A 25,288-nucleotide genomic window follows, 5' to 3' on the forward strand; every position below is an offset into this window, starting at 1 on the left:
TGGAGTGATAGGGGTCCCCGACGCTCCCCCGGCATGGGCCGCTGAGGTGAGCGCCGAAGTCTTCTAGGACCAGGCGATGGCGAGGACGCCGTGTCGCTTGGTGCTGTGCCACCCGGTCAGGTCGCTGGTGTCGGCGGTGTTCGGGTGGTAGGTGATGTGGGCAGCGCCGCGCCGGTAGTAGCAGTCCGCCCAGGTGCGGATCATGGCGAGCAGCTCTGCACCGACCTGCTCGGCTTCCGGCCCGTGGGCGATGACACCGGTCTCGTAGCCGCTGACGGGCTGCGGATTCTCCCGCTTGATGCGATAGGCGAAGCTGCCGCCGCGGACCAGCGTCGGGGTGCCGTTGCGTACCGTGCGGTTGACTACGCCCTGATCGACCGCGGCCTGCGCGGCGTGCAGCATCGGCAGTTCCGGCCCGCTGGTCAGCAGGTACAGCTCCAGCTCGTCCGGCATGTCGAACGGCGTGCCCGACCAGCTCTCCACGGGCTTGGTGTGGAGCGCCTTGCGCAGCGCCGGCACGTCGAACGTGAGAGCGCTGTTCTGATCGAGGCGCAGCCCGACGTCGGGGGTGACCGGGATCAGCTGCTCGCTGGCGGCGCCGTCGCCCTGCATCGGCACGAACGAGCCGAGCCGGTAGTTGCTGGCCGTCAGCACCGACCTGCCGGGGGCGCGGTCGAAGGCGACCAGGCGGGTGATCCCGGCGAAACGCAGCGGAACGACGATCCGGCCGTCCGGGGTGAGCTGATCGAGCCAGGCGGGCGGGATGTCCCACGCCCCGACCGTGACCATGATCCGGTCATACTGCGCGTGCTGTGCCACGCCGTGCTCGGCGTCGGCGAGCACGACGTTGACCTGCTCGTACCCGGCCCGGCGTAGACCTGCGCGGGCACGGTCCACGACGTCGGCATCGATGTCCACGGTCGTCACCGAACCGGTCGGCCCAACGACCTCCGCGATCAGGGCGGCGTTGTATCCGCCCGAGCCGATCTCCAGCACGTTCATGCCCGGCCGTACCTCGGCCAGTTCTAGCTGGATGGCCTGAATGTGCGAGGCCGAGACCACGCTGGTCTGACGCCCCTGAGCGTCGATCTTGGGCACCAGGGTGCTGTTGGTCTGATACACCTTCTCCAGCGGTTCGCCGGGTGCGAACTCGTGCCGGGGCACCGCGTTCATTGCCGCGGCGACGCTGTCGGTGGTGATCAGACCTTCGTCGCGCAGGGTGCCCACCATGGCCTGGCGCAAGGTGGTGGCGTCGTCGACCTGCAATGTCATGGGAATCCTTTTCGGGTAGCGGGGGCTGGCGGACTTGGCGTCCCGCTTCGCCCTATGGTTTTGGGCGGCTGGGTTGTTGCAACATGGCCCAGCGAGGCTGGCCCGAGGCCAGAGTCAACTGCTCGTGGGCCAGGAGATCGTCACCACGCCGTGGGTCTTGTTCATGACCGTGGCGTCGGCGCGAATCTGGGAGCGGTCGCCGCCGGCGGGCCAGTAGGCGAACGTCGGAGGCGTGTGCCGCCCGGCTCGGTCCCACGCCTGGATCTGTTCGATCAACGCGGTGGCGGCCACCTGCCCGTCGCGTCCGTAGGCGCGGGCACCGAACTCCGCCCCGGCGCCCTGCATCGCGTCCCGCAACACGAGGCAGGCGAGCCCGGCTCCGCGTACGACCGCGAACGGCAACCAGCGCTTCCGGGCAGCCAGGGCGCTGCCCTCGTCGGCGGCGAGGCGGCAGAACCCATCCAGGTAACACGCGAGCCACAGGTGCAGGTCGGCGAAGGAGATCCCGTGGCTGACCGTGACGCCAGACCACCACTCGGCCGCGCCGGCGTTCAGCACGCCATCGAGCTGAATCAGATCCGGGGGTGCGCCGGAGTCGAACGAAAGCTTGACCTTGCCGCCGGTGGTATCGGCTAGCTCGAGCACCTGGTTGGCGTGGCTGCCGGCGCCCTGCATCGGCACGAACCCGGCCACTTCGGCCGACGTGCTGATCAGCTGGTCGCCGTCGCGCCGGAACCCGATGGTGCGGGTGACCCCGTTCATGATCAGCGGCAGAACGAGCACGCCATCCGGAGCCAGTTGGCCAAGCCAGGCCGGGGCGATGTCCCACGCCCCGACCGTCACGATGATCGCGTCGAACGGCCCCTCGTTCGGCACACCGTGCTCGGCGTCGGCGACCAGGACACGGACTCGGCTGCTGTAGCCGGTGGCGTCCAGCGCGGTCGCGGCCCGGTCGATGACCTCCGGGTCAATGTCGATGCTCACCACGCGGCCCTCCGGCCCGACGATCTCGGCGATGTAGGCCGCATTCAGCCCGCCCGAGCCGACCTCCAGCACCGTCATGCCAGGTCGCAGCTCGGCCAGTTCCAGCATCCGCGCCTGGATGTACGCCGCGGACACCGACGAGATCGCCATGCCGTGCTGATCGCGCTTGGTCACCACTGAGTTGTCGTAGGCATAGGCGACCTCAAGCGGTGTACCGGCCGGCATGAACCGCTCCCGCGGCACCACGCGGACCGCCGCCTCCACGAGAGCCCTCGTGACCATCCCCTCATCGCGCAGTGTGTCCACCAGCGCGGCGCGCAGCTGGGCGGCGCGGTCGGCATTGATGCGTGGCTCAGCCATCTGGGTCACTCATACTTCCTTCTCATCGGGTCGGACAGGCACTCCCTGCATTCGGGGCACGCCTGGTGCGGCGAATGCAGGAAGACAGGGCGCCGGCGGGAGCCCTGCGCTAGTTCCTGCGATGTCACCGACGCCTAACGACAGGAGTGGTTCGTCGTACAAATCGCCGCCGAGCCGCTGTAGTACCGCGAGTTGTTCTGAGGGGAGGGGGCGTGCGGTCACGGCGGACCTCCTATCAGGGCGAGGCGGGCGGTCAGGCGTCCTGGTGCTGGTGGCCGTTGATGGCGCACTCGCGCCAGATGCGGGACAGGTGCCGGGTCATGTGGGCGGTGGCGGGGTGGCCGGGGTGCTCGCGCCGGTGGGTGGTGATGGTGTCGGCGAGGAGGGTGCGGGCGGCTTGGCAGTGGCCGAGGGCGTGCAGGATGAGGGCGGTGGCTGCTTGGACGGCGAGGGTTTGCTGGGCGTGCGGGCCGTCGGATTTGGTGAGGTGGCCGGTGAGTTCCCGGTAGAGGTGGTAGGCGCGCTGATGGTGTCCGCCGCGCGAGTGGGCAGCGGCGAGGACGTGGAGGGCGTGCAAGGCCCGCCGGTGGGTGGGCCCGTGGAGGTGGGCCGTGCTGGCCCGGGCGTAGGTGGCCCAGCTCATGGCGTCGGCGGGGTGGCCGAGGCGGAGTTGCAGTTCGGCCAACAGGATGGCGGCTTCCGCGTGCACCGCGTCGGCGGGCGCGGTGGCGGGGTCGACGCCGGTGAGGCTGTCGTGCAGGAGTTGCCGGGCGCGCAGCGGATCGCTGAGGACCAGGTTGCGGGCGGTGGCGACACGCTGTGCGCGTTCGGCCTCGAACCGGCCGGGTTCGGGAGCAGGGGTGGCGCGCCAGGTGAGGGTGACGTCGCTGGGGGTGGCACCGACGGTGATGCGGGCGAGGACGCGGTGAGCGTGGACGGCTGCGAGGTGTGGCGGGGTCGGCGTGCTGGCCGACGGGATGATCCGAGCGGCGCGTGCCAGGATCGCGCGACCGACGGTGTCGGCGACGGCCACGCTATCCAGGGGCCGGGGTCTGCAACCCTGCTGGCACTGGTAGCCCTGCCCAGAGTCGTGCGACTCGGCGTGGGCCATCGGCTGCTGGCAGAACCTGCAGTGCAGCAGTCTCGGCGGCAGGTACATCTCGTAGGTGTCGGCGGCCGGCCGGTATGGCTGGGGCGGGACTGGGGCGGTGGCTCTGGTGACCCACTTCTGGACCAGGCGCGGGTCGAGGTTCATCTGACGGGCGACGGCGGTGACGGCGCCGTATGCCCTGACTCGGCGGGCATCCGTGACGCGCTGCACGACGGCGTCGATCAGGTCTGGAGGATATCTGCTTGGAAAGGCCATGATTCGCGGAATCAGCTTCAGGTTGGGGGTGGTCAGCTGCCTGTGGATGTCACCGGTGGGGCTGTTTGTGACGGGAGCGCTGGCGCTAGGCATGGAAGCCGTGCCAGCGGTTGTCGACCGGGCGGGCCGGGTTGATCGGCATGACGCTGCTGCCGTGGCGAGCGTTGCGGCGCATCGGCTGCAAGGTCGGGCCGTCCGGCAGGGTGATCGCCGGTCGGGGTGTGTAGCCGTATCGGGCGAGCAGGTGCTCCCCGCCCGCAAGGACCGCAGTCCAGGACGGCAGGTCGATACGGTCGAGGCGGCTTCGGTGGTGGGCCAGCAGCGCGACGCCACAGCCGCCCCGTTGGACGTCGGTGCGGACGGCGAGGAACGCCAGGTGGTAGTGCGGTTCGGTGGGCTGTTTCTTGGCAAGGAGCGTGTCCAGCAGGTCGAAGCGGTCGGCGTGTGGTCCCGCGGCGTCGGTGAGCCGGGTCCGGTAGTTGGCCGGCGGTGGGATGGGTCGGTAGCGGTGGAAGCCGACGGCGGTGGCGGTCAGGTCGTCGGTGAGGTGGATGTCGCCGAAGAACAGGGCGTGCTCCACCCAGATCGCCACGACCTCGGTCAGCACCTGGCACCTCTGCCCTGGTTTGGGCACCAGCCACGCGGCGAGCGGTGTGGGGTGCAGGGCGTCGGCGATCAGCAGGGCAACCAGATCCTTGTCTGCCCAACGGGCAGCGCGAATGTGCACCAGGCTCTCCATCGGATTAGATGTCCTTGTGGTCTCGCTTCACCGGTACGGTGCGGTGGCGAGGTCACCGACGGCGGCGTCGAGGGCGGCGGTGATGTCCCGCACCGACCGGTGGTGCTGGCCGGCGACGGCCTTCAGGTATGCCGTCACGGTCGTACTGTCGTCGTTGAGGTAGAGGTGGCCGGTGAGGCCGAGGGTGGCGACGAGTCCGGCGAGTGCGGCGGTGTGGTTGTCGGGCTGCTCACGGCCTTGAGCGACGTACCGCAGGCGTGCGCGGGCGACGACCGCCCACTTGGTGTCGGTGGCGAGGTAGGTGTCGGTGCGGGCAAGGCCGCCGAGGCGCCGGCGAGTGACCTGCCGGAGGATCCCGGCGGCGACGAGTCCGGCGCGAGTGCGCTCGTATAGGTCGTCGGCGAAGCCGCGCAGGAACGCCTTCACCGGTGGTGCTGCACGCCCACAGCGGATAAAGCCGATGGCACTGTCCGCGATTAGGTCTCCGAGCGGTTGATCGGTGTGCAGCCGCAGCCACCGATCTCCGGACAAACGGTCGTCGTTCGGGTCGAGGACGATCCGCCCGGCGAGAAACAGGTCGATCAGGACCGCGCCGGCCAGCCCCAACGCCAAGGCTTGGCGGTGGATATGCGGGTGGCCGGCGTCGTCGTCATGACCGAGCAGGAACAACTCATCGCGTAGCGACAGCCGAGCAAAACTCATCGGCCTACCCCTTCCGGGGTCTGGACGCAGCCTGCCGCAGGCTGGCGCGCAACCTGGGCGGACGCCCACTTGCCGCCTTCGGTGGGTCCCCCGGATCCGATGAACATCAGTACCCAGCTGGCAGTGGGCAGGGATGGTCCCCTGCGGGTAGCGAGCCGAGGAGGTTCACTCACGAGCTGCTGCTCCTTTCATCCCGACCCCGGCTAGGAAGCCGGTGAGGAAGGGGCTGGCTGACCCGTGTCCCCTCTCGATCTGGTCCTCGGGATCAGGGCGCCACCGAGCAACAGGGACGAGCGCTGCGTTGCTCGCCGACTTCGCTGCTGGCGCGTGGGCAGGGACCATGGCGAAGTCGCCGAATAGCGCCTCGACCTCTGCGGGGGCGCGCAGTTGAAGTGGGGTAGGCGTGCGCTGATACAGCCTCTGCACCTCATCGGTCTGGCTTGTGGCCGTGCCGGAGGTCGCGTGGGAGATGACGAGGGCGCTGCCAGGGGGCATCGCGGCGCGGAACGGTTCCACGATGGCGTTGACGTCGCCGGGGATGAAGTGCAGGACCGAGACGAAGAGAACGGCGACGGGACGGGTGAGGTCGATCAGCCGCTGCGTGGTGGGGTTCTGGAGGATGAAATCCGGAAAGCAGATGTCGGCCTGGATGACATCGGCCCGCGGATCATTGCCCAGCAGTGCTCTAGCGTGCGCCACGGCTACCGGCTCGACATCGACGTAAAGAACCCGCGCATTGATGTCGTCGTGGCGGGTGATGTCGTGGACGTTGCCCACGGTCGGTATCCCCGAACCGAGGTCGAGGAACTGGTGTATGCCCTGCTGGAGTGCGTAGCGGACGGCGCGGCGCAGGAACGCGCGGTTGGCGCGGGCCGCGTCGGCGACATGGGGTGCGACGGCGAGTACGGCATCGGCGGCGTGACGGTCCGCGGCGAAGTTGTGGCTGCCACCGAGGAAGTAGTCGTACATCCGTGCGGCATTCGGACGAGTCAGGTCGACCTCGGCGGGTGCCCAGCTCATCGCCTCAGTTCCCATGGTCTTTCCCCGGTTGCTCGCTTGGGGCCTCGGCGATGCGGCGCAGCCGCTGGTGCACTCCGTCGTAGGGGTTCACGCCTGCCAAGATCGCCTTGTTGAGGGCGGCGTGCATGGTGTAGAGCGGGTCGCAAACGTTTCCGGGTGCGGCTCGGCCGGCCTGCGAGACGACCTGGTAGGCGTCGAGCAGCTCCAAGCCGGTCAGTTGTGCGGTCCAGGTGACCAGATCGTGCTGGCTGATCCGGTACGCGTCTTCTAGGGGCCGGGCGGCACCGACCGAGATGATCCGGTGGTCGGTCTCGATGCGCGGCCATGGTGTGGCCACGCCCTTGATCAGGTCGACAGCAACGGTGACGTTCATGGCTGTCTCCACCGCGACGCCGCACACCTCGCCCTGGCCTTGGCGGGCGTGGCCGTCGCCGATGGCGAACAGCGCGCCGGGGGCGTTGACGCCGATGTACACGGTGGTGCCGGGGCGGATCTCTGGAGTGTCGAGGTTCCCGCCGTGCGCATCAGGTACGACCGTGGAGCGGGCTTCCCCGCCGGCCGGGGCCAGTCCCACGGTGCCGAGCATCGGCTCCAGGGGCATGACGATCGCATGGCCGGAGCGGCGGGCGTGGAAGGTCACCGTGCCTGCCGCGGTGTCGATGGTGTAGCGCCACACCCGCTCCTCGAGCGGTGGGTGCAGCATCGGCGTGGTGTGGGTCGCGGTCAGTGCCCCGAAGTGCGGGAAGGTTGCTGACATGCCCCAGTCGCGGGCCGGGGTGATGGCAGCGAAGTGTAGCCCGAGGGTGTCGCCAGGTTCTGCGCCGAGCACGTGGAAGGGGCCGGTGACGGGATTAAATGCTTGGCACACCTTCGACGGCAGGTCGTCTACGGTGCGCACGGCCCCGCCGAAGCAGTCCTCAGTACTGGTGACAAGCAGGCTGCCCGGCTTGATCTCGGCGACCGCCGGGTGGGCGCCGAAGGTGTAACGCAGCTCGTCTTCGGTTGGCTGGTAGGTGACCGTGCTGGTCATGCCGCCTCCCGTCCGCTGGCAAGTCCGGACAGCTCGGGGCGGCGGCCGGCGGCGTACAGACCTGCCAGGGCCAGGAGGCCGAGGGTGAGCCAGACGAAGCCGAGGCGTTGGGCGGCCACGTTGGCGTTGACCACGACGTAGGCGAGGATGGCGAATCCGATGCCCGGAAGGATCAGGTGTGCGATCAGGTTGCGGCTGCGTCGGCGGACCAGGTAGTGCCAGATGACGGCGAGGTGCAGCACGAGGAACGCGGTCATCGCGCCGAAGTTGATCAGGCTGGACAGCAGTGCGATGCCATCGTCGCGCCAGTTCATGTAGAGGCCGATCGTCAGCGACACCAGCGCAGTGAGGGTGATGGCGTGGGTGGGCACGCTGTGGCGCACCGACACCTTGGCCAGGAACTTCGGCAGCTGCCGGTCGCGGGCCATGGCGTACAGCAGCCGCGAGGTGGCGACCTGCGCGACAAGGGAGTTCGCCACGCCCCAGGCGACGGCCGTGGCGACCGCGCACAGGGTGGCCAGCCAGGGACCACCGGCGAGCCGGGCGGCGTCGTAGAACGCGGTGCCTTCCGGATCGCCATTGACGAGGAGGCCATCCGGGTTGGGCAGCAGCAGCGCGGCCATCCAGGTCTGGGCGATGAACAGCAATCCGGCCACACCCAACGCCGCGCCCATGGCCCGGCCGATCTGCCCCGCGCCGCCCTTGTTCTCCTCGGCCAGCATCGAGATGCCGTCGAAGCCGAGGAAGCTGAGCACGGCGATCGACACCGCGCCGAACACCAGCGCCCAGGTGAACGTGTCGGGGTTGTAGAGCGGCGTCCAGGAGAAGCCCTGTCCCTTGCCTTGCGCGAGGGCGCGGCCCGCGGCGGCAAGGAAGATCACCAGGACGATGACCTCGCCGACGAGCATCACTCGGGTGATCAGGGCGGTCATCCGGATTCCCCGGTAGTTGACCAGGGTGTTTATCAGCACGAAGCCGACCAGCCAGACCCACACTGGAACCGCCGGCACGGTGGAGTGCATCGCCACCGCGGCGATCAGGTACAGCAGGCTCGGCACCAGCACGTAGTCCAGCAGGATCGCCCAGCCAGCGAGGAACCCGACCGGTGCGCCGATCCCTCGCCCGGCGTAGTTGTACACACTCCCGGCAAGGGGAAACGCCTTGACCATCTGGGCGTATGAGGCGGCAGTGAACACCAGCGCTGCCATGCCGATGACGTACGCCAGCGCGACCATCCCGCCGGCGCCGGAGTAGACGGATCCGAAGATGCCCATAGGCGCGATCGGCACCATGAACACCAGCCCGTAGAAGAGCAGGTCGGCGAAGCCGAGTGAGCGGCGCAGCTCCGGTCGGTATCCGAACCGCGAGGAGTCGGGCGACGCCTGCGCCAAGCCGATCTCCGGCGGAGGCGCTATCTGCCTAGTGTGCATGCTGTTTCATTCCTTCCTGTCGGTCAGCGACGCCAGCTCACTTCCGCCAGTGCTCGAGCTGGCCAAGCGGCGGCAGCGGCTTCGAAGGCAGACGCATCGTCGGGAGCTGCTGAATCGGTTGCTAGAGGGGCCAGATCATGGACAGGTCCTGGGCACAGCCGCCGAGGGCGAAAGACAAGCGGCGGACGATGGGCCGAGTTCCTCGGGCGCGCCGTCCGCCACCAAACCCGGTGCCGGCGTCGCCGGCTCCAGAACGAACTGTTCGAGGTCCTCGGCATCCACGGCCGTTCAGCTGGCAACCGCAGAGCCCCCGGTAGGCCCGCTGACCGAGCACCCCGAACGGGCTGCAGCGACGCACCGCAACCACGCCAGCGCGGCAGACCCTCGAGGGTGAAGACCCCCGAGACAGGCGAGCCGGGCTGCGCCAGCCACTCACTACCGCGGTCGGAAGCGGCATAGCGAGCGCGTCACGCACGCTGTCGCTTCGCACGTCGACGACCACGAGGACACCTCCACCATCACCGCTGCTCGCAAACGCGAGGGCTGCCACAGCAGTGGAGGTAGCGCGAAGTCGCAGCGCCCATCCATCGCCGTGGTTGTCTGTGCGACCAGCCTGCGGGTTCGGCCTGTCCCATGACGATGCGTGGACGTTCTAGTGTTGTCCTAGTTTCAGCTCGTCTGCGCCCGCCGTCGTCTACTACGCTGCCGACTGCGACAATGACGCTCAGTGCATAGCCTGGGGGATATCCCGTGGAGACGGTACGGCGGTGGACCGGCCGCGAGGCGAGAGCACTACGCCTGGCCCTGCGCATGAGCGTGCGCGGCTTCGCCGAGCACTTGGGCGTTAATCCGGCGGCCGTCTCCAACTGGGAGAAGCGCGGTGCCGCGACCCGCATGCGCTATGAGACCCAGCAGATGCTCGATGTCGATCTGGCGCGGTCGCCGATCGAGGTCAAACAGCGGTTCGCCCAGACCCTTAAAGCGTCAGCGGCCGCAAGTTCGAACGGCTCGCCCCCGCCTGCCGGCAGCCCAGGGCCCGCAATACAAGATCTCGGCGCCCGTTCCAGGGAACGGACGTCTGCCATCCTCGCGGCGCTCGGTGGCCAGCAGCCCGACGACCTCGTGTACACGCCTCCGGCCGACGTCCAGCGGCAGGCTGCGGACTTCCTCGCCTCGGCGGCGCGCGTCTACCTGGTCGCTGGCCCCCCGGGCTGCGGCAAGACCAGCTTCACGCGCCATGTGGCGTCTCAGGCTCCTGGGGTGGATGTTCAGCTGCTGACCGCGGACTCGTGGACCGAAAACATCGACCTGGCGCGGGAGATCCTCCGCTACGGCTCCCTGCCGGCCGGCGAGGATCCGCTGCTGACCCTAGAGGATGAGAGCCGGAGCCTGTCCAGGCCGCTGCTTGTCGTCATCGACAGTCCGCAGTCCCGCGCCGTGGTGGACAAGGTCTGCCGCCAGCTCGACGGCACGCTGCGGCAGGTGCTCTCGGGCAACCTGAGGTTCCTCCTCGTTCTACGCACACCGCCGGACGTCGAGCTGGCGCCCTACCCCGTCCTGGCCGCAGCGGTCATGCCCGGCCAGGATCATGGTGCCGGCCCGTCGCTGCGGCTGGACCGCTGGGACGTCGGCACGGCCCGCGACGTGTGGAACGCGCAGCGGGATGCAAGCGAGCCCCCGTTCGACGCCCTGCCCGCGAAGATTCGTAACTTGGCTCGCCTGCCGCTGTACATGAGCCTCATCCGGGCCGCGAAGTCGACCGAGCCGCTCGGGCAAGCCAACGCCTACCGGCTCGTGGAATTCTGCGTCGCCTCGATCTTGAAGGCGGCGGGCCTGGACGTCGAACGTGCGACGGCGGATCTGACGGCACTCGCGCGACGGCAGCTCGCCTCCGCATGGCCGCACCCCCTCCTTCCCGCAATCCAAGGCGATCCGCCAGGGAACGTCGGTGACCTCACCGTGTCCTCGGCCGCGAGGCTCGTGCGGTCCGGCCCGTTTGGCGGCTGGATGTTCCATCACGACGTCATTCGTGAGTACCTCTTCGCACGGTGGCTCGCCCAGCTCATCGAGTCCCATGGACGCTCGACCGTCACCATCGAGCTGCTCAACGACCTGGCCGCTCGCACGAGCACGTCGGCCGACCTGCGAGGCGTCCTGGAATTCCTCTTGCAGGGCTTGGATGCGACCTCACCGGAACTGCTGGCCGCCGTCGCGCAGTCACCGTCGGTCAGCATCACCGAAACGCTGCCATTGATGCTCGACCTCACCAGCGATGCCCCCGCCTTTGCCACCGCCGAGGTGCTGCGCGTGTGTGCCTCCCGGTGCCTGCACGACAACGGCCTTCCCCTCGCCAGAGCTCTCCTGCACACCAGCGCAGCCGCCTCGGCGCTCGGTGCGGAGTACCCCCGGTGGATGCTGCGGGTGCTGCGCCGCTTCGGCCCGGCAGTATGGTCCGACATCGTGGCGTGCGTGGAGACGCGGCTGCCCATCGCGGCCATCCACGACTTCGTCCGTCTCGCGCAACTCGACACCGTTGAAGACGCGGTGTTCATCGCCCGACACTTCTACGTCTTCCTCGCCACCGACGACGGCGGTTCCCAAGAACTGAAGGCACTTCTGGCCCACCCAGACTGGCGAGCCCGGGCCGCCCTCGCCGAGGGGATCCGAGCGGGCCGCGCCATCCCACACCACACGATGGCCTCGATCATGGAATCGTTGGCCGCGGACCGCGACTACAAGGTCCGCGCAGCCGTCGCCGAAGCCATCGGCCGCTCGGCCGCACCCGGCGTGGAACACCTACTCGCCGCTCTCCTCGACGACCGGAACTGGCACGTCCGCGAGCGCCTCCTTCAAGGGCTTGCCGCCCGAGTCGGACACGACGACTCGGCCGCCGACCTGGTCATCAGGGCCCAGGGGGCATGGGGAAACGGTCCCCGCAATGTCCGAGTCGCCGCGCAGCGGCTCCTACTCAAATCCGGCAGGCAACCGATCCAAGACGAGGATTCATCTCGCAGCGCCCTGTTCGGCCTTTTACGAGAGATCCGCACCGGCACCCTACGGCTACCCATGAACGTCCAATCCGCTCTGGTCAACCAGGGCGTCGCCTCGGCCGACTGGCTCGTTCGCACCGAAGCCAACCTGCTCGCCCCCTACGCCACGGCCACGAGCACAGCACCAGGCATCAGCAAGGAAGCCTTCCGCCGTCTCCGAGACAGGCGCGCACTTCAAGTCGCGCTCGATGTCCGCGACGTCGACTACGCCATCACCGTCGCACAGGCCGCCGCTACCGCTGGCGTGCAATTCATCGAGATCGGCGACCCGCTCATCAAGAGCGTCGGAATTCAAGCCATCAGCGCCATCAAGCAGCGAACCCCTGGCGCGTGGATCGTCGCCGAGATGATGTCCGCAGACTGGGGACGCGATCAGGTGGTCCTCGCGACCGAGGCCGGAGCTGATGTCGTGCTGCTCATCGGACCCGCCAGCACTGCCAGCGTGTCCGCAGCCGTCGAAGCGAGCAAACGCCTCGCCGTCCCCATCGTCATCGACGTGCCCGAAGGCCGGCTGATCCAACGCTGGGTCCAGGACATGGAACGCGCGGGAGTCGACGGCTTCGCCATCACCACAAACATCGACCTGGGCGTAGCCGGTTTCCACCCTCTCGACCAGGCACAACTCATCAGGTCATGGACCAAGCTGCCGGTCGCGGTCTCCGGCGGCTTCGAACCCGCGGACGTCGAGGCCAGCAGACGACACTCATGGGACATCCTCGTCGTCGGTCGCGGAGTCACCGACTCCCTGGATCCCGCCGTTGCCGCGCGGGACCTCGCCGCATCGATCGAACTCACCGAAGGAAACCGCTCATGATCATCACCCCACTCACGGTCGACCGCATCCCCGACCTCGAGAAACTGCTGGCACTGGGAGAGCCGTACATCAGGCTTCGGGGTTCATCGGACTACTGGCTGTACGCCACGCTGTTCGCCAATACCTGCCCACTCGCCATCATCGATGGAGAGGTCGTCGGCAGCGTGATCGCCTTCCGAAGCCAGGTCGACTTGTCAGAGATCTACCTGCAGGACGTGATGACGCACCCGAGTCACCGCCGGACAGGAATCACGCGGGCGCTCGTAGAAGAAGTTGACCGCCAAGGCGCCCTCTGGGGATGCCGCCGCCTATTCCTCACATCAGAACCGGACAACCACGCCGCGCACGGAGCCTGGCTCGCGTTGGGCTTCGTCAACGTTCCTGGCGGTGCCATAGAGCAGGGAGTGTCGGTTATCCATGACTACAAGGGGCCCGGGAAACATCGTGCTGTGTACGAGCGCCGGATCGGACCGTGACCCCAGCAACTCTCGTGGATATCGGTGGGGGCAGAGACTTCGGGCCTGCCCCCACCGGATTAACCGCATCTACTCATGATCTTCTGACTTCGGTTTGCGACTGCTGAGCATGCGCACGGTTGTGCTGAGTTTGATCGGGGCGTCGTCGGGGCCTCTGAGGAACGGGTTGATGTAGACGGGGCGTCGCAGCGCTCTGCCCGGTCCATATGGCTGGTTGCGCCAGTGGCCGGACACCCAGAACCGGTTGGTTTGGGAGGGTCCTGAGTCGCCGGGCGCCGATTGGGTGCCGGTCGTCGTGGTGCTGCGGTTGGCGCGGATGCGGACGATCCGCACCTCGGGCGCGGGCCGGTTGGTGCGGGCGTACGTCTTGCGAACGGCCTTGTCGACTTGCGCTGTCGTGACTTCAGCGGCCTGCTGCACGACCAGTAGCCACGTCGCGAGCAGCGGTGCCGCTGGATGGTCGCCGGGCAGCGCGTGCTGATCGTGCACTTGGGCGGTGTTCGTCGGGGCGAGCCAGCCCACGTGTTCGCGGAGTCGCTGGAGCGGTTTGCCGTCCAGTCCTCCGCCGATGGTGCGGTAGTTGACCAGTTGCCAGCCGTCGCGGTTGGCGGTCCAGGATGCGGCGGTGATCTGCCGGGGTGTCACTGGTCGCGACCAGACGAGCAGTCCGTCCGTCGAGGGCATGAGGTCGCGGCTGATGGTGACGTCGGGAAGTTTCTCTGCGGCGTATTCGGCCAGGTTGGTGAAGTCGCTGTCGATCCAGAACAGGCGTGATCGGTCCAGGCCGGCGGCGATCTGTTGGCGTGCGTCGGTGGCGACGAGCGCGACGGGGAGGCCGTCGTTGCGTCGGTAGAAGCGGGCGAGCCCGTCGCGCACCTTCGGTAGGTCGCGGGCGGTGATAGCTGTGGCGGGCCAGGCGGTCGTCGTGATGAGCGTGCGTCCCGGGACCCGGGCGTTCAGGAACGCCAGGTGCAGTTGCTCGACACGTTCTCGCGCCTGCGGATGGTTGCCGAGACTGAGCGCGTGCACTGCTCGGTCGACGACCATGTCGTTTCTGCCGTCGTCGATGTAGGTCTGGCAGGTCGCGCAGGCTGCCCATGCGCCGCCGAAGTTTTGCACCAGTCCCCCGGCTTCTCCTATGGCGACGGCGGCGACTTCGCCGCCGAGGAGCGTCCACGTCGGGTATGGGTCGCCGCAGAAATCGCAGGTGCGGCGTACGGTGTCGAGCTGGCTGACCGGGACGGGTATGGGCTCGTGTCCGTCGGTGACGAGTTGGATCGGGTGCACGTAGGTGGGCGGTGTACCGAGGGTGTTCAGTGGGGAGAGGCAGATCTGGCAGGCCATCTCCTCGCGTGCGGCCGTCATGCCGTCGCCTTGTCGTTCAGCTGCCGGCGGTCGCGCAGGCGAGGTCCTCGACGGCCGTCAGCGGCAGGCATCGCCATACCCGGCTCGTAGACGGTGTGACGGTTCCGGCCGTGGTGTTTGGCGTGGTACATGGCGATGTCAGCGCGGCGTAGGGCCACCTCTTCGAACGGGTCGGTGGCTTCGGCGAGCGCCAGGCCGACGCTGGCGGTGACGGTGACCGTGACAGGTTCGCCGTCCGCGGTGAGTTCGACGGGCTGGGAAATCAGGGCGACGAACGTGTCGGCGATGCGGGCCACGTCGTGGGTGCGGACGGGCAGCAGTGCCGCGTACTCGTCGCCGGCAAGCCGCCCGGCGGTGCCGTCATGGAGCGCGGCGATGTCGCGGATGCGTTTGCCAATTGCGGCCAGGACGTCGTCCCCCTGGTCGTGGCCGTGGGTGTCGTTAACCGGTTTGAAGTCATCGAGGTCGATCAGGGCGACGATGATGGGCCCAGCGTTGTCGGCCTCGGCGAGGGTGGCGTACGCGACGAGCAGGCCGGCGCGGTTGAGCAGGCCGGTTACCGGGTCGTGTTCCAGCTGCCAGATGGCGTCGGCGAGCCGATCGCGGAGCCGGCGGATGAACGGCCACATGGTGACGCCGCCGAGGGTGAACGCCACCAAGGTGGTGGCGATCATGATCAGTGGTAGGGACACTGGAGTCCTCCATTTGGTTGGAGAACCCGGGACGCGACGTTTCGTAGGCGGGCGTCCCGGGTCCTGATGCGACGACGGCCCGCGTGGTGGCGGGCCGTTTTTCTTGCATGTGCCGCTTGGTTCGCGGCACGGCCGTGGCTGCCTCCCTTGAGAGGCACCATCGACAGAGACCAGTCGGCGAATGTGGTCAGCGGTGTGGAGCCGCCGATGCTCCAGGCTTCGCTCACTCGGGCGGGGTACTGGCCGGCCCGGAGTCGCTTCACCGGTATGCAAGTTCCCGCTGCCGTCGTCGTGCTCGCTGACGTACGGGATCGGCAGCCTGCGGCGGCTGTCGAACGTCCGCACGGCCAGCCGGGCAGGCGGCCGTTCATTCGGGGTTGGCCTTCGTTCCGGGGTTGAGGCTGGAGGGAATCTCGGTCGGCCGTACGCGCAGGATCTGGTCGGGCAGCAGCAGCGCGGCGAGTTGATGGGTGAGCGGGTTGGTGAAGGGCCGGTAGCCGGTGGCCCAGACCAGCTGCCAGGGCTCGGCGGGTGCGCCTGCTCGCTGGCTGGTGGGATCGCCTTGGGACAGGGCGCCGAGGTCGGCCAGCTGCTCGGCGAGGGACGTGGTCCGGTAGTGGTTCATCCGCCCGGCGAGCATCGGGCATGCGGTTGCCGAGTAGGCGGCACATACCGGGTGCATGCCGGGTTCGGGGCTGGTGAGCAGCCGCAGGTCGCTGTCGCGCATCGCGAAGACGATCCGCGCGCCGAGCTGGGCCCCGCAGGTTTGGCAGAGTAGGTCGGTCAGTGCTCGGTTGTGCCGGTGGAGGTCGACGGTGCCAAACCGGTGCCGGCCATCGGGGGTGCGGGCGGTGGTCCACGGTACGACGAGCCCGCCGATGGTGGGCCGACCGGCCAGCTGTAGCGGGATGTTGGGGATGTTCGGGGTGGTCATGCGGTCACCGCCGTGGCAGCGTCGGTCGAGCCGATCACGGCGTGCTGGCCTCGGACCGCCCGATGTTCCAGGTCGTCGTGCTGGGTGCTGTGCCGTTGCGCGAGGATGTGCGCGCCGGCTTGCCGGTGCTGCCGGGACTCGGTGCGCCGACGCACGACCATGCGTTTGTCGTTGGTGGGCATGGATTCCCCCTTGAATGGGTTGGTTGGAATCCGGGCACGGCGCGTCGGCCGTGCCCGGATGGTGCGCGGGGTTTCGCGCGGGACGGCCGGGCGACGGCCGGTGAATCAGAACGTGTTGTCTGCGGGTGCGATGCGGTCCCGGCGTCGGTGCGACGACGTGCCTTTGGTGTTCGTGTTAACGGCGCACCGGGTGAGCGGCTTGGTCGGCGCGCAGTGCGGCGGCCAGGTCAGCCGGAATGTGGGCGTAGGGTTCGACGGCCAGGAGCACCTCGGCCGGGTCGAGAATCGCCTCGACCAGGCCGACCCGAGCCGTGTCGGGTTCGTTGTCGGGGTCGGTGAGCGGATCCCACGCGAAGTCGACGACGGTCGCGAAGAAGGTGCGATGCGGGTTCCAGCCGACCTGGATGGTGTAGCGCTCGAAGCCGGGCTTGGGTGTGAGGGTGTAGACGCTCATCGTTCCTTTCACAGGGGTGTACAGAAGCCCACCCAGCAGGGGGGCCGGTGGGTCGCCGGATGACCGCTTCTTATGCCTCGGCGTGGCGGGCGCGTTCCTCGGCCAGGTCGACGACCTTGTCGCGCCGCGCGGCGGGAAGGCTGGCGAGCAGGTCGATGTACTGCTGTTCCTGTGCGGTGACGGGTTCAGCGAAGGCCGCCTTGTAGGCCAGGCGCGCTGCCTCGTGCGCGGCCTCGATCGCGCCGCTGGGGTCGTAGGCGAACACGACCTGACGCAGCTGTTCGGCCGCCGCGACGGGGTCGCGGGACAGCGTGATGTCGGAGATGCGGAAGTTCGCCGGAAGGTCCGCCGCGCCGATCGCGGTGATCAGGCACAGGTTGGCCTGGACGTGGTAGGCGTACGCCTCGCTGTGGGCCGGCGTTTCGCCGCGAGCCCGCACGGCGGCTCGTTCGGCGTTCCAGCGCAGCCGAGCTTCCTCGGCGTGCCTGGCGAGGGCAAGTAGCAGGCTACGAGTGGGATCCATCATGTTCCTCCTGCCTTTGAGTGGCTGGCTACTGACCCGAGGGGTTGGTTCGGTCGGTGGCGATTGCCTGCTCGAACACTGATGGCGGGAGTCCGGCGTGCAGCGCCTGCCGCAGCAGGCCGGCGAGCCCATATGCGGGGTCGACCTGCAGGGCACGGTCTGCTGCCATGGCCGCGAGGGCGCCGTCACCGCAGCGCCACGCGGTGACGGCGAGCAGGGTTGCCGGTGCCGGCACGAGCGCCTCCTCGGCGCGGCGGGTGACGTCCGCCCAGAGCGTGACGTGCCGGTCATTCGGCTCGGTGAGGTCTACGGCAAGGTCCCGCACCGATGGCCGCTTCAGGAGCAGGGTGAGCCAGGCCACCTCGTCGTCGGTGAGGCGCTTGCCGCCGTCGTGCTGTCGCAGCGCGTCGCGGACCGCTTGCGCGCCGGCCTCGTCAACGCCGGTGCTGCCGGCGGCGCTCACCGTCTTCAGGCGGGTGGCCGCTGCCCTGGTCGCGTCGCGTATGCCGTCACGGGCGGCACCGTCGACGGGCGCGGACCGGGCGGCCACGGCCGCCCGGTCCGGTAGCGCGACCAGCCCGGCGGCGGTTGCCTGCACGGCGATGAGTGAGGCGGTGGGGTCGAACGGGGTTCCCTGGGGTGGGCAGCAGGCGGGGTTGTCGCAGTCGAGGTTGAAGACCCGTGTACCGGTGACCCGCAGCAGCTCGCGGACGGGGATACCGCTGGCCGTGAAGGCCTCGCCGACAGTGCGCAGTGCCGGATCAAGGTGGTCGGTGTCCCCGTAGCCGACGATCATGAGGTCGGTGATCGGCTGCTGCCGTCGCACGACCGGGATCAGGTTGGCGGCGAGGTCGACGGGTTGGCTTGCGGGGGTGCTGGGGGTGGGCAGGTCGCTGCGGGCGGCGAAGACGATGCGGCGGTCCCTGCTGGCGATTACGACGATGCTGCCGTCGCTGGGTCGGAAGCCGAGCAGGTACGGCACCGCGGTCACCAGGTCTGCTGGGGATCGTACGGTCAGCTTGTTGTCTGAGAACGGCATGATGATCTCCAATGCGGATGTCGGGTCGGTAGATGGCAGAGGGTTTAGTCGCGGTCGGGGTCCAGGTAGATGTCGATACCGACGGCCTCGGCGCTGGCGGTCACCGTGACGAGGGCGTAGTCGATGCCGGCCAGCGCCCGGGCCAGGTCCGCGCGGGCAAGGGCTTCGGCCGCCGCTGTCGCGTCGTCGGAGGTGGCGTGGCCGCGGAGCCGCATGTCGTACTCGTGCCGCCACGGAATCCGCCAGCCGTCCTCGTCGCACATGGCGTACTCGGGGATGGTCCAGCCGTACGCGGTCCACGGCCGCATCTCGTCCGGGCTGCTGGTGGTGGCCGCCCGCATCACTTCCCGTGCCGCGTCGCAGGCATCCCGCGCCGTGCCCGTGCCGACCGGCAGCGTCAGGTCGGCGACCACCGTGACGTGGTGTGCCCGAGGCAGCCGGTCGAGCCCGAGATCGACCAGGAACCGGTCGACCCGCTCAGCTGTCTGTTGATAGATGCCACCGATCTCGTCGTCGACCAGGCCGCGGACCGCGCGGGCGCGGATGCTGCGCCGCAGGTCGGCGAAAGCCTGAACCGCCGCGTCACGTACCGCAGTCGCGGCAGTGAGGTCGTCTGCGAATTCGGTCAGCTGCGCCGCGCCGGCCACGGCCCGCGCACCCGCATCGATGTCGTCCAGCGGGACGGCGTCGGCGCCGTTTGCGGCCCGCCACGTCAGCCCGGTCAGAGTGATACCAGCGTCAGCGAGCCCAGGCAGGTGGCTCTCCACAATCACGCGGGCGGCCTCGTACGCGTCGGCCTGGCGGGTGGCCGTTACCCATGTCTGGAGCGTGACCTGCACGGTGATGCGGTACCGCTGCGGCCCAGGCTGGTCGCTTTCATTCGGCATGGGTGTCACGTCGATGACATGTTTCGGGTAGACCGCCATCGCCGGCTGCAGCAGGCGCATTGCTTCGCTGCTCGATGGCGGCGATCGTCTCGGCGTGCAGGGTGCGGATCTTGTCCGTAAGGCTCGCGTTGGTCATCGCTGCGCCGCCCGCTTGCCGGCGATGACCAGGTGGGTGTCCGTGACCGCCTCGGCGCATGGAGCCAGCGCCATGGTGTGGGCCAGGCGGGAACGGTTGGTCTCGCCGCCGAGTGCGGTGACACCGCTGAGGAGATCAGGCGGGGCTGCGCTGTGATGGTCGGCGCGGAAGCCGCCGTGTGTCAGGTGTATTGGTCCTCCTTCGGACATGAAGAAGGCGGCCACCGGGTGGTGGCCGCCTGAAGGGATGGGGATGCCGCGCCCCGGTCGCGTGGGCGAGGGACGTGGGGGTCTGTGGTGCCGGATCTGAGGCCGGCGGCGTCGGCCGACCGGAAGTGGTGGGCGCGATGCCGTCGCGCGAGGCGTCAGATCAGAGGCAGATAAGAAGTTAAGGAGAAACCTCAGGTTAGCCGTGCGGGGTGTCCTGTCGGCCGGGCTGTCAGGTTCGGCCTCCTGACCGAACCTGACAGCCCGGCGATGATCGCGCTCCTGTCAGGTCTGCTCGTCGGAGCGGGACCCGGCGGGACTGCGGTACCGCATGCTGATCGCGGCAGCCGTCGGGTCCCGCTCTGCCCGGCCAGTGACGGGATACCGGGTGCGGGACTCATCGCCCCGAGCGAACCGGTCCCGCTGTTTTCTGGATCGGACTCGCTCGCCGGTCACCCGCGGGCCGCGGCCAGCGGGACCGTCCGCTGTCTGGCCGTCACCTCGCCGGCCCGGAGATAGAGCCTGGCGGAAGGTGGCTTTAGGCCGCCGCCTCCTGCCTCCGTCTGGGCGGCCGTGGGACCGCTACGCTGTTCGGTGGCGACCGCCCGGCTTTCGGCCTGCCCGCGGCGTTCAGGATTCCTGAACGCCGCGGGCGTTGTTAGTTCAGCAACGCCGCAGGACCAGCACGTCCTCGTGAGCCACCAGGTGCACGGGCACGCCTTCGTCTCTGGCGCGGCGGACCGCCATCAGCCCGAACATGTTGGCCCGGTGCACGATTTGCCCGTCGCGGACGGCGGCGAGCATTGCCGCGCACCGTTCCACTGGGATCAGCCCCACCGACTGTGCGACGGCGAGGAGTTCGCCGGGTAGGTCGATGAGGTCGTCCCGTTGGCGGCGTACCGGTCGGCAGGTGATCACCACGGTCCCGCCGGGACGCAGCAGTTGGTAGCTGGCGGCGAGGATCGCGGCGAACCCGTCGAGCAAGCGGGACCATCCCGCGTAGGCGAGGTTGCCGCGCTCCCGGTCCCCATAGTGGTGGTCTCGCTTGCGTACCCCGGTACTCGTTGTCCGTACGAGGCCGTGGGTCCCGCGCCCGTACGGCGGAGAGGTGAGCACGAGGCTCACGCGGCCGACCGCGGACGCGGGCACCATGTCGAGCAGGCCTGTGGCGTCGCCGGTGAGCACCTTCGCCGTGCCGTCGGCGCCCTGCGACGCGGCGAGGGCGACGTTGGCTTCGGCCAGCGCGGTGAATCGGGGCTCGATGTCGATTCCGATCCCGTCTCGGCCGAGGTGCATGGCCTCTACGAGGGTGGTGCCCGATCCGCACATCGGGTCGAACACCAGATCACCGGGCGCGGTGTACGAGGCGATAGCGTGCGCTGCCTCGTTGGGGAGCATCTTTCCGGGATGGCTGGAGGTCTGCGGGACGTAGCGGCCTCGCCGCTGGTCACGGGCGGGCTGTTGGCAGGTCAGCCAGACCGAGGTGACTGGCAGGGTTTCAGCCATCGGCGCCTCCGGTCTGCGTCGCGCTGCGGGTCAGGATCAGCACGTCGGTGTGGATGTCCAGCTGTGCTCGCTGGCCACGCCGTGGCGGCCGGTCGGCCGCCACGATGTGCTGCAGGTACGCCAGCCCGGCCCGCCTGGCGGCGATGACCACATCAACCGGCAGGACGACATCGCCGTGCGGCAGCAGCACCACCACGCAACCGCCCGGCACGAGGCTGGCACGGCAGCGCAGAAAGAACTCGACTGGCGAGGCGGTGCCGTCGACCGGCCAGCCGGTGACGATCAACGTCGCCGCCTCCCGGCCCCAGCCGACCTGCCGAGGCGCGTGCAGGTGGCTGCGCCGATGCGCGGCGATGACCGCACGGGCCAGCTGCGGCCCCACGGCCAGGTCGACGACCAGATCGGACGGGTGGGTGAGGTTGTGGACCAGCCGCACGCCCATCGCGTTGGACATGGTCTCACCCCTGTCCGGGGCGGGAACCGGCCATACGGTGATCGGCACGGGCGGGTCGCCGGGCACCACATCCCCCACGGGAACCGGCGCGCGGCGCGGGTTTCTATCGGTCATAGGCACGGTGGCCCCCGGACCGGCGGGGCGTACTGACGATCCCCAGTGCGCCGCTGGCAGCCGGATCGAACCCGCCCCCGACCTGACAGAACCCGTCACCCGGCCGCCTGACAGCCGCATCAACGGGCGCGCGAACCGTCGGCACAGCGGGGAAACCTGACACGACCGGACACAACCTGTCCCCGGTCTGACAAACGCTTCTGGTGTCAGGTCGGGCTGTCCCAATCGAGAGCCTCGGGGCCTTCGCACCAGGCGACGGCCCCTGTCGAGGGGGACACCATGGCGACAACCACCCACACGAGGACTGCCGACACGGCGCTGACCGCGGCGGAGAAGGCGTTCGAGCTGCTGACCTGCGAACCTGCACCGCTGGTGTTCGACGCCCGGCCGGTGCCGGGCCTGCCGGACAAGACGATGCCGCTGGACGAGCTACGCCGGCTGCTGATGTTCGAGCGCTACGACAGCACCACGACCGACGAGCTGTGGCGGCAGATGGCCCACCACGCCCGGGAATGGGGACCGGCCTGGGTCGTCGGCGCGATCGGCGTGGCGTTGCCTGCGCTGACGCACCTCGCGGCGAAGATCAGCCGCGGCTACGCCCGGCACGCCGACGACGTTGACTCCGAAGTCCTCGCCGGGTTCCTCCAGGCACTGCGCACGGCGGATCTCGCCCCGCCCCGGCTGTGGCTGCGGCTGTGCTGGGCGGCATGGCGCGCCGGCGCCGCGGTCGTCAAGCCCGACGACGGCGAGGAACTGCCGCTGGACCTGTCCAGCGGGTCGCGTTCGCCGAGGATGCCCTACGGGCACCCGGACCTGCTGCTCGGCCGAGCAGCCGCCGCCGGCCTGATCACCACCGAAGCCGCCGAGCTGATCAGCGCAACCCGGTTCGGCGACGCCCTGATCGAACACCTGGCCGCCGAGCAAGGCGTCACCGCATCGGCCCTACGCATGCGCAGAAGGCGAGCCGAGCGCATCGTGGCCGCAGCCGTCACACGAGGCGAACTGTCCGGCCCGATCCACTCGTCCATCCGCCGCGAAGCGACCATGGCGGCCTAACAACGCCCCGCTCATCTCGACACGAGACCGCCCCGGTTTTCGCCTGGGGCGGCCTCTTTGCGTTCGCGGTCCTCCACGCCATCACAAGCGGAGGCAACGTGAGTCGCTGACCGGTTTCGTCAGGGTGTGACAGGCGTGGGGCGGGTTCGATCGGCCTGACAGCCGAGATCTGGACGGTGCATGTCATCCACGGCATGCCCGCCCGGTGGGGACCACTCCTTCCGGCGAGGCCACCGGTCCGGCATGGCTGGCGCGGCGTACTGACACCACGATCCCTTCGCACCACGCAAGGGAGGAGCGCCCCCACCGGACCACACGGTCCTTCGCCCGGTTCCCACCGCGGCGGCCCACAGATCCCTCATGGAGCGCCGCAATGCACACGATCTCTATCCTCAACGACCTCGTTTTCGCCGCCCCCGCCCCTGATGGCGGAGGCCCCCACTCCATCGCCCAGGTCATCTCCAACATCACCGGCTGGGTCATGGGCATCATCGCGTTGGTCGCGACGATGTTCCTGGTCATCGGCGGCCTGCGGTACATGGCCGCCGGCGGCGACCCGGCCCAGGTCGAGCAGGCGAAGGGCAACTTCAAGTCCGCCCTGATCGGCTACGCCCTCGCGGTGCTGGCCCCGGTGATCCTGCAGGCGCTGCAGGGCATCCTCGGCGGCTGAGGCGGCCACCGTGGTCGACTGGCTGATGGACGGCCTGGTGAGCTGGCTCGCCGAGAAGGTTGTCGACCTTCTCGGCGGCCTGCTGGCCTTCCTGACATCCTCCATCTTCGTATCGCCGGACGTCACCGTCCTGCCGCAGGTGGCCTCGATCGCCGGCAAGAGCGCGCTGGTTGTCAACGCCTGCTTCATCCTCGCGATCGTCGCCGTGGGTGTCGCCGCGATGGTCGGTGGCTCGGTCGAGATGCGTTACGGCATCAAGGAGTTGATCCCCCGGCTTGTCGTCGGGTTCGTCCTGTCCGCGTTCGCGGTCCCGATGACCGGTGTGCTCATCGACATCGCCAACGCCCTGACGGTGTCGATGGCCGGCACGTCCGCGCCGACCACCGAGGCGGTCACCTTCGTCCGGGCTCGCATCGCCTCCGCGATGACCGACGAGAGCGGCGCCCTCCTGATGGCGATCATCGGGCTGCTCATCGTCGTGTTGATGTTCATGCTCGTCGGCACCTGGCTCGTGCGGATCGGGGTGCTGGTCGTCCTGGCCGGTGTCGCGCCGGTGGCCCTCGCGTGCTACGCCACCCCGTGGACGCAGGGTGCCGCCGACCTGTGGTGGCGCACCCTGCTGGGCTGTCTGGCCACACCCACGCTGCAGGCGGTCGCGTTCTCGGCGGGCATCAGCCTGTTGATCGACCCGGAGGCGAACCTGCCGATCCTGCTCGGCCTGCCCGGCTCCGACACCGTGAACCTCATGCTCGTCATCGTCGTGCTCTGGGTCACAATCAAGATCCCACGAATGATGCGCCAGTACGTCACGCGCACGGGATCGCCGAACATCGGTGGGATTCTGCTACGCGCGGTGTTCATCCAGGGCGTCACCCGCCACCTGCCGCTCGGCCGTCTTGGGCGCACCGCCGTGCGAGGTGGGCGATGACCCACGAGGACACCACCCCGCGCGCCGTTGTCCCGGCCAATGTCAACGAGGCTGACCGCATTGCGTTCGGCCTGACGTTCCGGCAGCTGGGCATCATCGGCGGCACAGCGCTCGCCGAGTTCGGTCTCTACCGCACCTTCGGTCCCCTGCTGCCCCCGGTGGCGTGGATCGTCGCCGGAGTCATCGTGTTCGCTATCGCGATCGTGGTGGCGCTCGGCCGCCGCGACGGCCTGCCCTTGGACGCGTGGCTGCGGCACGGCTTCGCGCTCGCCCAGAGCCCGCGCACGCTCACCCCGGGTAGGGCTCGGGCCAGCTCGGTCGCGGTCGTGGCTGGCAAGCCGAGTGTCCCGGCGCCGCTGCGCTCGCCGGTCACGAAGGTCACACCGGCCGGAGTCCTCACCAGCGAGAGCAGCGACAAGGTGCTGATCGCTTGCGGCACCACGAACATCCACCTGCGCACCAGCAGCGAGCAGGGCGCGCTGCTGGACGGGTTCGGCCGCTTCCTCAACAGCCTGACCGGGCCGGCGCAGATCGTCGTTGCCGCGCAGCGGCACGACCTGACCGTCTACGCGCAGGCGACCGTCGACCACGCGCCGCGCCTGCCGCATCCGGCGTTGCAGGCCGCCGCCGACGACTACGCCGAGTTCCTGCTCGACCTGGACGCCCAGCGGGATCCGCTGCGCCGCCAGGTCCTCGCCGTCGTCACCGGCGAGCATGCGGCCGACACCGCCGTGCGTGCCCTGTCCGGGCTCGGTGTCGAAGCCGCCGCTCTGGACGGGCCGGCCGTTGCCTCGGCCCTCGCGAACGCGGTCGATCCGTTCTCCCCACCTGTGCCTGGCCCCCGAGCAGTGCCGGACGCCCCGATCACCCTACGGAGCACATCGTGAACCTGTTGACGC

25 protein-coding genes are annotated in these 25,288 nt (G+C 69.1%); 6 read left to right on the forward strand and 19 right to left on the reverse strand.

From position 1 onward, the window contains the following. Nucleotides 1-63: 63 nt before the first annotated feature. From fxlM (PVK74_RS10575) to PVK74_RS10610, 8 genes are all read right to left on the reverse strand, one after another. The gene (gene fxlM, locus PVK74_RS10575) at nt 64-1,272 is read right to left on the reverse strand and encodes a methyltransferase, FxLD system (RefSeq protein ID WP_274478968.1); all 1,209 of its coding nucleotides are present in this window, start codon (nt 1,270-1,272) and stop codon (nt 64-66) included. A 114-nt stretch (nt 1,273-1,386) separates the two neighbouring features. Next, nucleotides 1,387-2,616, reverse strand: a complete 1,230-nt coding sequence (fxlM, locus tag PVK74_RS10580; protein WP_274479264.1) for a methyltransferase, FxLD system — start codon at nt 2,614-2,616, stop codon at nt 1,387-1,389. Between the two features lie 253 nt (nt 2,617-2,869). After that, nucleotides 2,870-3,649, reverse strand: coding sequence for a hypothetical protein (locus PVK74_RS10585; protein WP_274478969.1), 780 nt, complete (start codon nt 3,647-3,649; stop codon nt 2,870-2,872). Nucleotides 3,650-4,067: 418 nt separating this feature from the next. Further along, nucleotides 4,068-4,721, reverse strand: a complete 654-nt coding sequence (locus PVK74_RS10590; RefSeq protein WP_274478970.1) for an N-acetyltransferase — start codon at nt 4,719-4,721, stop codon at nt 4,068-4,070. 27 nt (nt 4,722-4,748) lie between these two features. Next, entirely contained in the window at nt 4,749-5,423 is a 675-nt protein-coding gene (locus PVK74_RS10595; protein WP_274478971.1) for a GOLPH3/VPS74 family protein, read from the reverse strand. A 165-nt stretch (nt 5,424-5,588) separates the two neighbouring features. Next, entirely contained in the window at nt 5,589-6,458 is an 870-nt protein-coding gene (locus PVK74_RS10600; RefSeq protein WP_274478972.1) for an SAM-dependent methyltransferase, read from the reverse strand. Then, a complete protein-coding gene (locus PVK74_RS10605; protein ID WP_274478973.1) occupies nt 6,448-7,473 on the reverse strand; it encodes an acetamidase/formamidase family protein in 1,026 nt (341 codons plus the stop codon). The genes PVK74_RS10600 and PVK74_RS10605 overlap by 11 nt, the downstream gene beginning before the upstream one ends. Further along, complete coding sequence (locus tag PVK74_RS10610; protein ID WP_274478974.1) at nt 7,470-8,903, reverse strand: APC family permease; 1,434 nt, start codon at nt 8,901-8,903, stop codon at nt 7,470-7,472. Before PVK74_RS10610 ends, PVK74_RS10605 begins: the two co-directional genes overlap by 4 nt. Before the next feature lie 750 nt (nt 8,904-9,653). Between PVK74_RS10610 and PVK74_RS10615 the strand changes: the two genes are divergently transcribed. Both PVK74_RS10615 and PVK74_RS10620 read left to right on the forward strand, forming a co-directional pair. Then, entirely contained in the window at nt 9,654-12,767 is a 3,114-nt protein-coding gene (locus PVK74_RS10615) for an orotidine 5'-phosphate decarboxylase / HUMPS family protein (RefSeq protein ID WP_274478975.1), read from the forward strand. Then, nucleotides 12,764-13,243 (forward strand): GNAT family N-acetyltransferase, encoded by a 480-nt coding sequence (locus tag PVK74_RS10620; RefSeq protein WP_274478976.1) that lies wholly within the window; start codon nt 12,764-12,766, stop codon nt 13,241-13,243. The genes PVK74_RS10615 and PVK74_RS10620 overlap by 4 nt, the downstream gene beginning before the upstream one ends. Before the next feature lie 69 nt (nt 13,244-13,312). Here PVK74_RS10620 and PVK74_RS10625 read toward each other — a convergent pair whose 3' ends face one another. From PVK74_RS10625 to PVK74_RS10675, 11 genes are all read right to left on the reverse strand, one after another. Next, nucleotides 13,313-14,608: a hypothetical protein gene (locus PVK74_RS10625; RefSeq protein WP_274478977.1), complete on the reverse strand. Its 1,296-nt coding sequence runs from the start codon at nt 14,606-14,608 to the stop codon at nt 13,313-13,315. Beyond that, nucleotides 14,605-15,282: a GGDEF domain-containing protein gene (locus PVK74_RS10630; RefSeq protein WP_274478978.1), complete on the reverse strand. Its 678-nt coding sequence runs from the start codon at nt 15,280-15,282 to the stop codon at nt 14,605-14,607. Before PVK74_RS10630 ends, PVK74_RS10625 begins: the two co-directional genes overlap by 4 nt. A gap of 385 nt (nt 15,283-15,667) precedes the next feature. After that, nucleotides 15,668-16,234 (reverse strand): hypothetical protein, encoded by a 567-nt coding sequence (locus PVK74_RS10635; protein WP_274478979.1) that lies wholly within the window; start codon nt 16,232-16,234, stop codon nt 15,668-15,670. Beyond that, entirely contained in the window at nt 16,231-16,416 is a 186-nt protein-coding gene (locus PVK74_RS10640; RefSeq protein ID WP_274478980.1) for a hypothetical protein, read from the reverse strand. The genes PVK74_RS10635 and PVK74_RS10640 overlap by 4 nt, the downstream gene beginning before the upstream one ends. 175 nt (nt 16,417-16,591) lie before the next feature. After that, nucleotides 16,592-16,870 (reverse strand): hypothetical protein, encoded by a 279-nt coding sequence (locus PVK74_RS10645; RefSeq protein WP_274478981.1) that lies wholly within the window; start codon nt 16,868-16,870, stop codon nt 16,592-16,594. A 70-nt stretch (nt 16,871-16,940) separates the two neighbouring features. After that, on the reverse strand, nt 16,941-17,393 hold the full coding sequence (locus PVK74_RS10650; protein ID WP_274478982.1) for a hypothetical protein: 453 nt from the start codon (nt 17,391-17,393) through the stop codon (nt 16,941-16,943). A 28-nt stretch (nt 17,394-17,421) separates the two neighbouring features. Beyond that, complete coding sequence (locus PVK74_RS10655; RefSeq protein ID WP_274478983.1) at nt 17,422-18,432, reverse strand: DUF4192 domain-containing protein; 1,011 nt, start codon at nt 18,430-18,432, stop codon at nt 17,422-17,424. A 44-nt stretch (nt 18,433-18,476) separates the two neighbouring features. Continuing rightward, nucleotides 18,477-19,379, reverse strand: coding sequence for a hypothetical protein (locus PVK74_RS10660; protein WP_274478984.1), 903 nt, complete (start codon nt 19,377-19,379; stop codon nt 18,477-18,479). Between the two features lie 72 nt (nt 19,380-19,451). Continuing rightward, entirely contained in the window at nt 19,452-19,679 is a 228-nt protein-coding gene (locus PVK74_RS10665) for a hypothetical protein (RefSeq protein WP_274478985.1), read from the reverse strand. A 645-nt stretch (nt 19,680-20,324) separates the two neighbouring features. Next, nucleotides 20,325-21,167: a TRM11 family SAM-dependent methyltransferase gene (locus PVK74_RS10670; RefSeq protein ID WP_274478986.1), complete on the reverse strand. Its 843-nt coding sequence runs from the start codon at nt 21,165-21,167 to the stop codon at nt 20,325-20,327. Continuing rightward, a complete protein-coding gene (locus PVK74_RS10675) occupies nt 21,160-21,609 on the reverse strand; it encodes a hypothetical protein (RefSeq protein ID WP_274478987.1) in 450 nt (149 codons plus the stop codon). Before PVK74_RS10675 ends, PVK74_RS10670 begins: the two co-directional genes overlap by 8 nt. 405 nt (nt 21,610-22,014) lie before the next feature. On the opposite strand from PVK74_RS10675, the gene PVK74_RS10680 reads away from it, so the two are divergent. From PVK74_RS10680 to PVK74_RS10695, 4 genes are all read left to right on the forward strand, one after another. Next, nucleotides 22,015-22,791 (forward strand): hypothetical protein, encoded by a 777-nt coding sequence (locus tag PVK74_RS10680; RefSeq protein ID WP_274478988.1) that lies wholly within the window; start codon nt 22,015-22,017, stop codon nt 22,789-22,791. Nucleotides 22,792-23,164: 373 nt separating this feature from the next. Then, nucleotides 23,165-23,461 carry a pilin gene (locus PVK74_RS10685; RefSeq protein ID WP_274478989.1) on the forward strand — a complete coding sequence of 99 codons (297 nt, stop codon included), beginning with the start codon at nt 23,165-23,167 and terminating at the stop codon, nt 23,459-23,461. A 10-nt stretch (nt 23,462-23,471) separates the two neighbouring features. Then, on the forward strand, nt 23,472-24,389 hold the full coding sequence (locus PVK74_RS10690) for a conjugal transfer protein TrbL family protein (RefSeq protein ID WP_274478990.1): 918 nt from the start codon (nt 23,472-23,474) through the stop codon (nt 24,387-24,389). After that, complete coding sequence (locus PVK74_RS10695) at nt 24,386-25,276, forward strand: PrgI family protein (protein WP_274478991.1); 891 nt, start codon at nt 24,386-24,388, stop codon at nt 25,274-25,276. The genes PVK74_RS10690 and PVK74_RS10695 overlap by 4 nt, the downstream gene beginning before the upstream one ends. The last annotated feature ends 12 nt before the right edge of the window (nt 25,277-25,288 follow it).

This window comes from Micromonospora chalcea (assembly GCF_028768405.1).
GTDB lineage: Bacteria > Actinomycetota > Actinomycetes > Mycobacteriales > Micromonosporaceae > Micromonospora > Micromonospora chalcea.

Bases quoted from the DNA above. Each gene is read 5' to 3' on its own strand.
- fxlM (WP_274478968.1), bottom strand. From the start codon at position 1,272: ATGACATTGCAGGTCGACGACGCCACCACCTTGCGCCAGGCCATGGTG.
- fxlM (WP_274479264.1), bottom strand. From the start codon at position 2,616: ATGGCTGAGCCACGCATCAATGCCGACCGCGCCGCCCAGCTGCGCGCC.
- PVK74_RS10590 (WP_274478970.1), bottom strand. From the start codon at position 4,721: ATGGAGAGCCTGGTGCACATTCGCGCTGCCCGTTGGGCAGACAAGGAT.
- PVK74_RS10595 (WP_274478971.1), bottom strand. From the start codon at position 5,423: ATGAGTTTTGCTCGGCTGTCGCTACGCGATGAGTTGTTCCTGCTCGGT.
- PVK74_RS10600 (WP_274478972.1), bottom strand. From the start codon at position 6,458: ATGGGAACTGAGGCGATGAGCTGGGCACCCGCCGAGGTCGACCTGACT.
- PVK74_RS10605 (WP_274478973.1), bottom strand. From the start codon at position 7,473: ATGACCAGCACGGTCACCTACCAGCCAACCGAAGACGAGCTGCGTTAC.
- PVK74_RS10610 (WP_274478974.1), bottom strand. From the start codon at position 8,903: ATGCACACTAGGCAGATAGCGCCTCCGCCGGAGATCGGCTTGGCGCAG.
- PVK74_RS10620 (WP_274478976.1), top strand. From the start codon at position 12,764: ATGATCATCACCCCACTCACGGTCGACCGCATCCCCGACCTCGAGAAA.
- PVK74_RS10625 (WP_274478977.1), bottom strand. From the start codon at position 14,608: ATGACGGCCGCACGCGAGGAGATGGCCTGCCAGATCTGCCTCTCCCCA.
- PVK74_RS10630 (WP_274478978.1), bottom strand. From the start codon at position 15,282: ATGATCGCCACCACCTTGGTGGCGTTCACCCTCGGCGGCGTCACCATG.
- PVK74_RS10635 (WP_274478979.1), bottom strand. From the start codon at position 16,234: ATGACCACCCCGAACATCCCCAACATCCCGCTACAGCTGGCCGGTCGG.
- PVK74_RS10640 (WP_274478980.1), bottom strand. From the start codon at position 16,416: ATGCCCACCAACGACAAACGCATGGTCGTGCGTCGGCGCACCGAGTCC.
- PVK74_RS10645 (WP_274478981.1), bottom strand. From the start codon at position 16,870: ATGAGCGTCTACACCCTCACACCCAAGCCCGGCTTCGAGCGCTACACC.
- PVK74_RS10650 (WP_274478982.1), bottom strand. From the start codon at position 17,393: ATGGATCCCACTCGTAGCCTGCTACTTGCCCTCGCCAGGCACGCCGAG.
- PVK74_RS10655 (WP_274478983.1), bottom strand. From the start codon at position 18,432: ATGCCGTTCTCAGACAACAAGCTGACCGTACGATCCCCAGCAGACCTG.
- PVK74_RS10660 (WP_274478984.1), bottom strand. From the start codon at position 19,379: ATGCGCCTGCTGCAGCCGGCGATGGCGGTCTACCCGAAACATGTCATC.
- PVK74_RS10670 (WP_274478986.1), bottom strand. From the start codon at position 21,167: ATGGCTGAAACCCTGCCAGTCACCTCGGTCTGGCTGACCTGCCAACAG.
- PVK74_RS10675 (WP_274478987.1), bottom strand. From the start codon at position 21,609: ATGGGCGTGCGGCTGGTCCACAACCTCACCCACCCGTCCGATCTGGTC.
- PVK74_RS10680 (WP_274478988.1), top strand. From the start codon at position 22,015: ATGGCGACAACCACCCACACGAGGACTGCCGACACGGCGCTGACCGCG.
- PVK74_RS10685 (WP_274478989.1), top strand. From the start codon at position 23,165: ATGCACACGATCTCTATCCTCAACGACCTCGTTTTCGCCGCCCCCGCC.
- PVK74_RS10695 (WP_274478991.1), top strand. From the start codon at position 24,386: ATGACCCACGAGGACACCACCCCGCGCGCCGTTGTCCCGGCCAATGTC.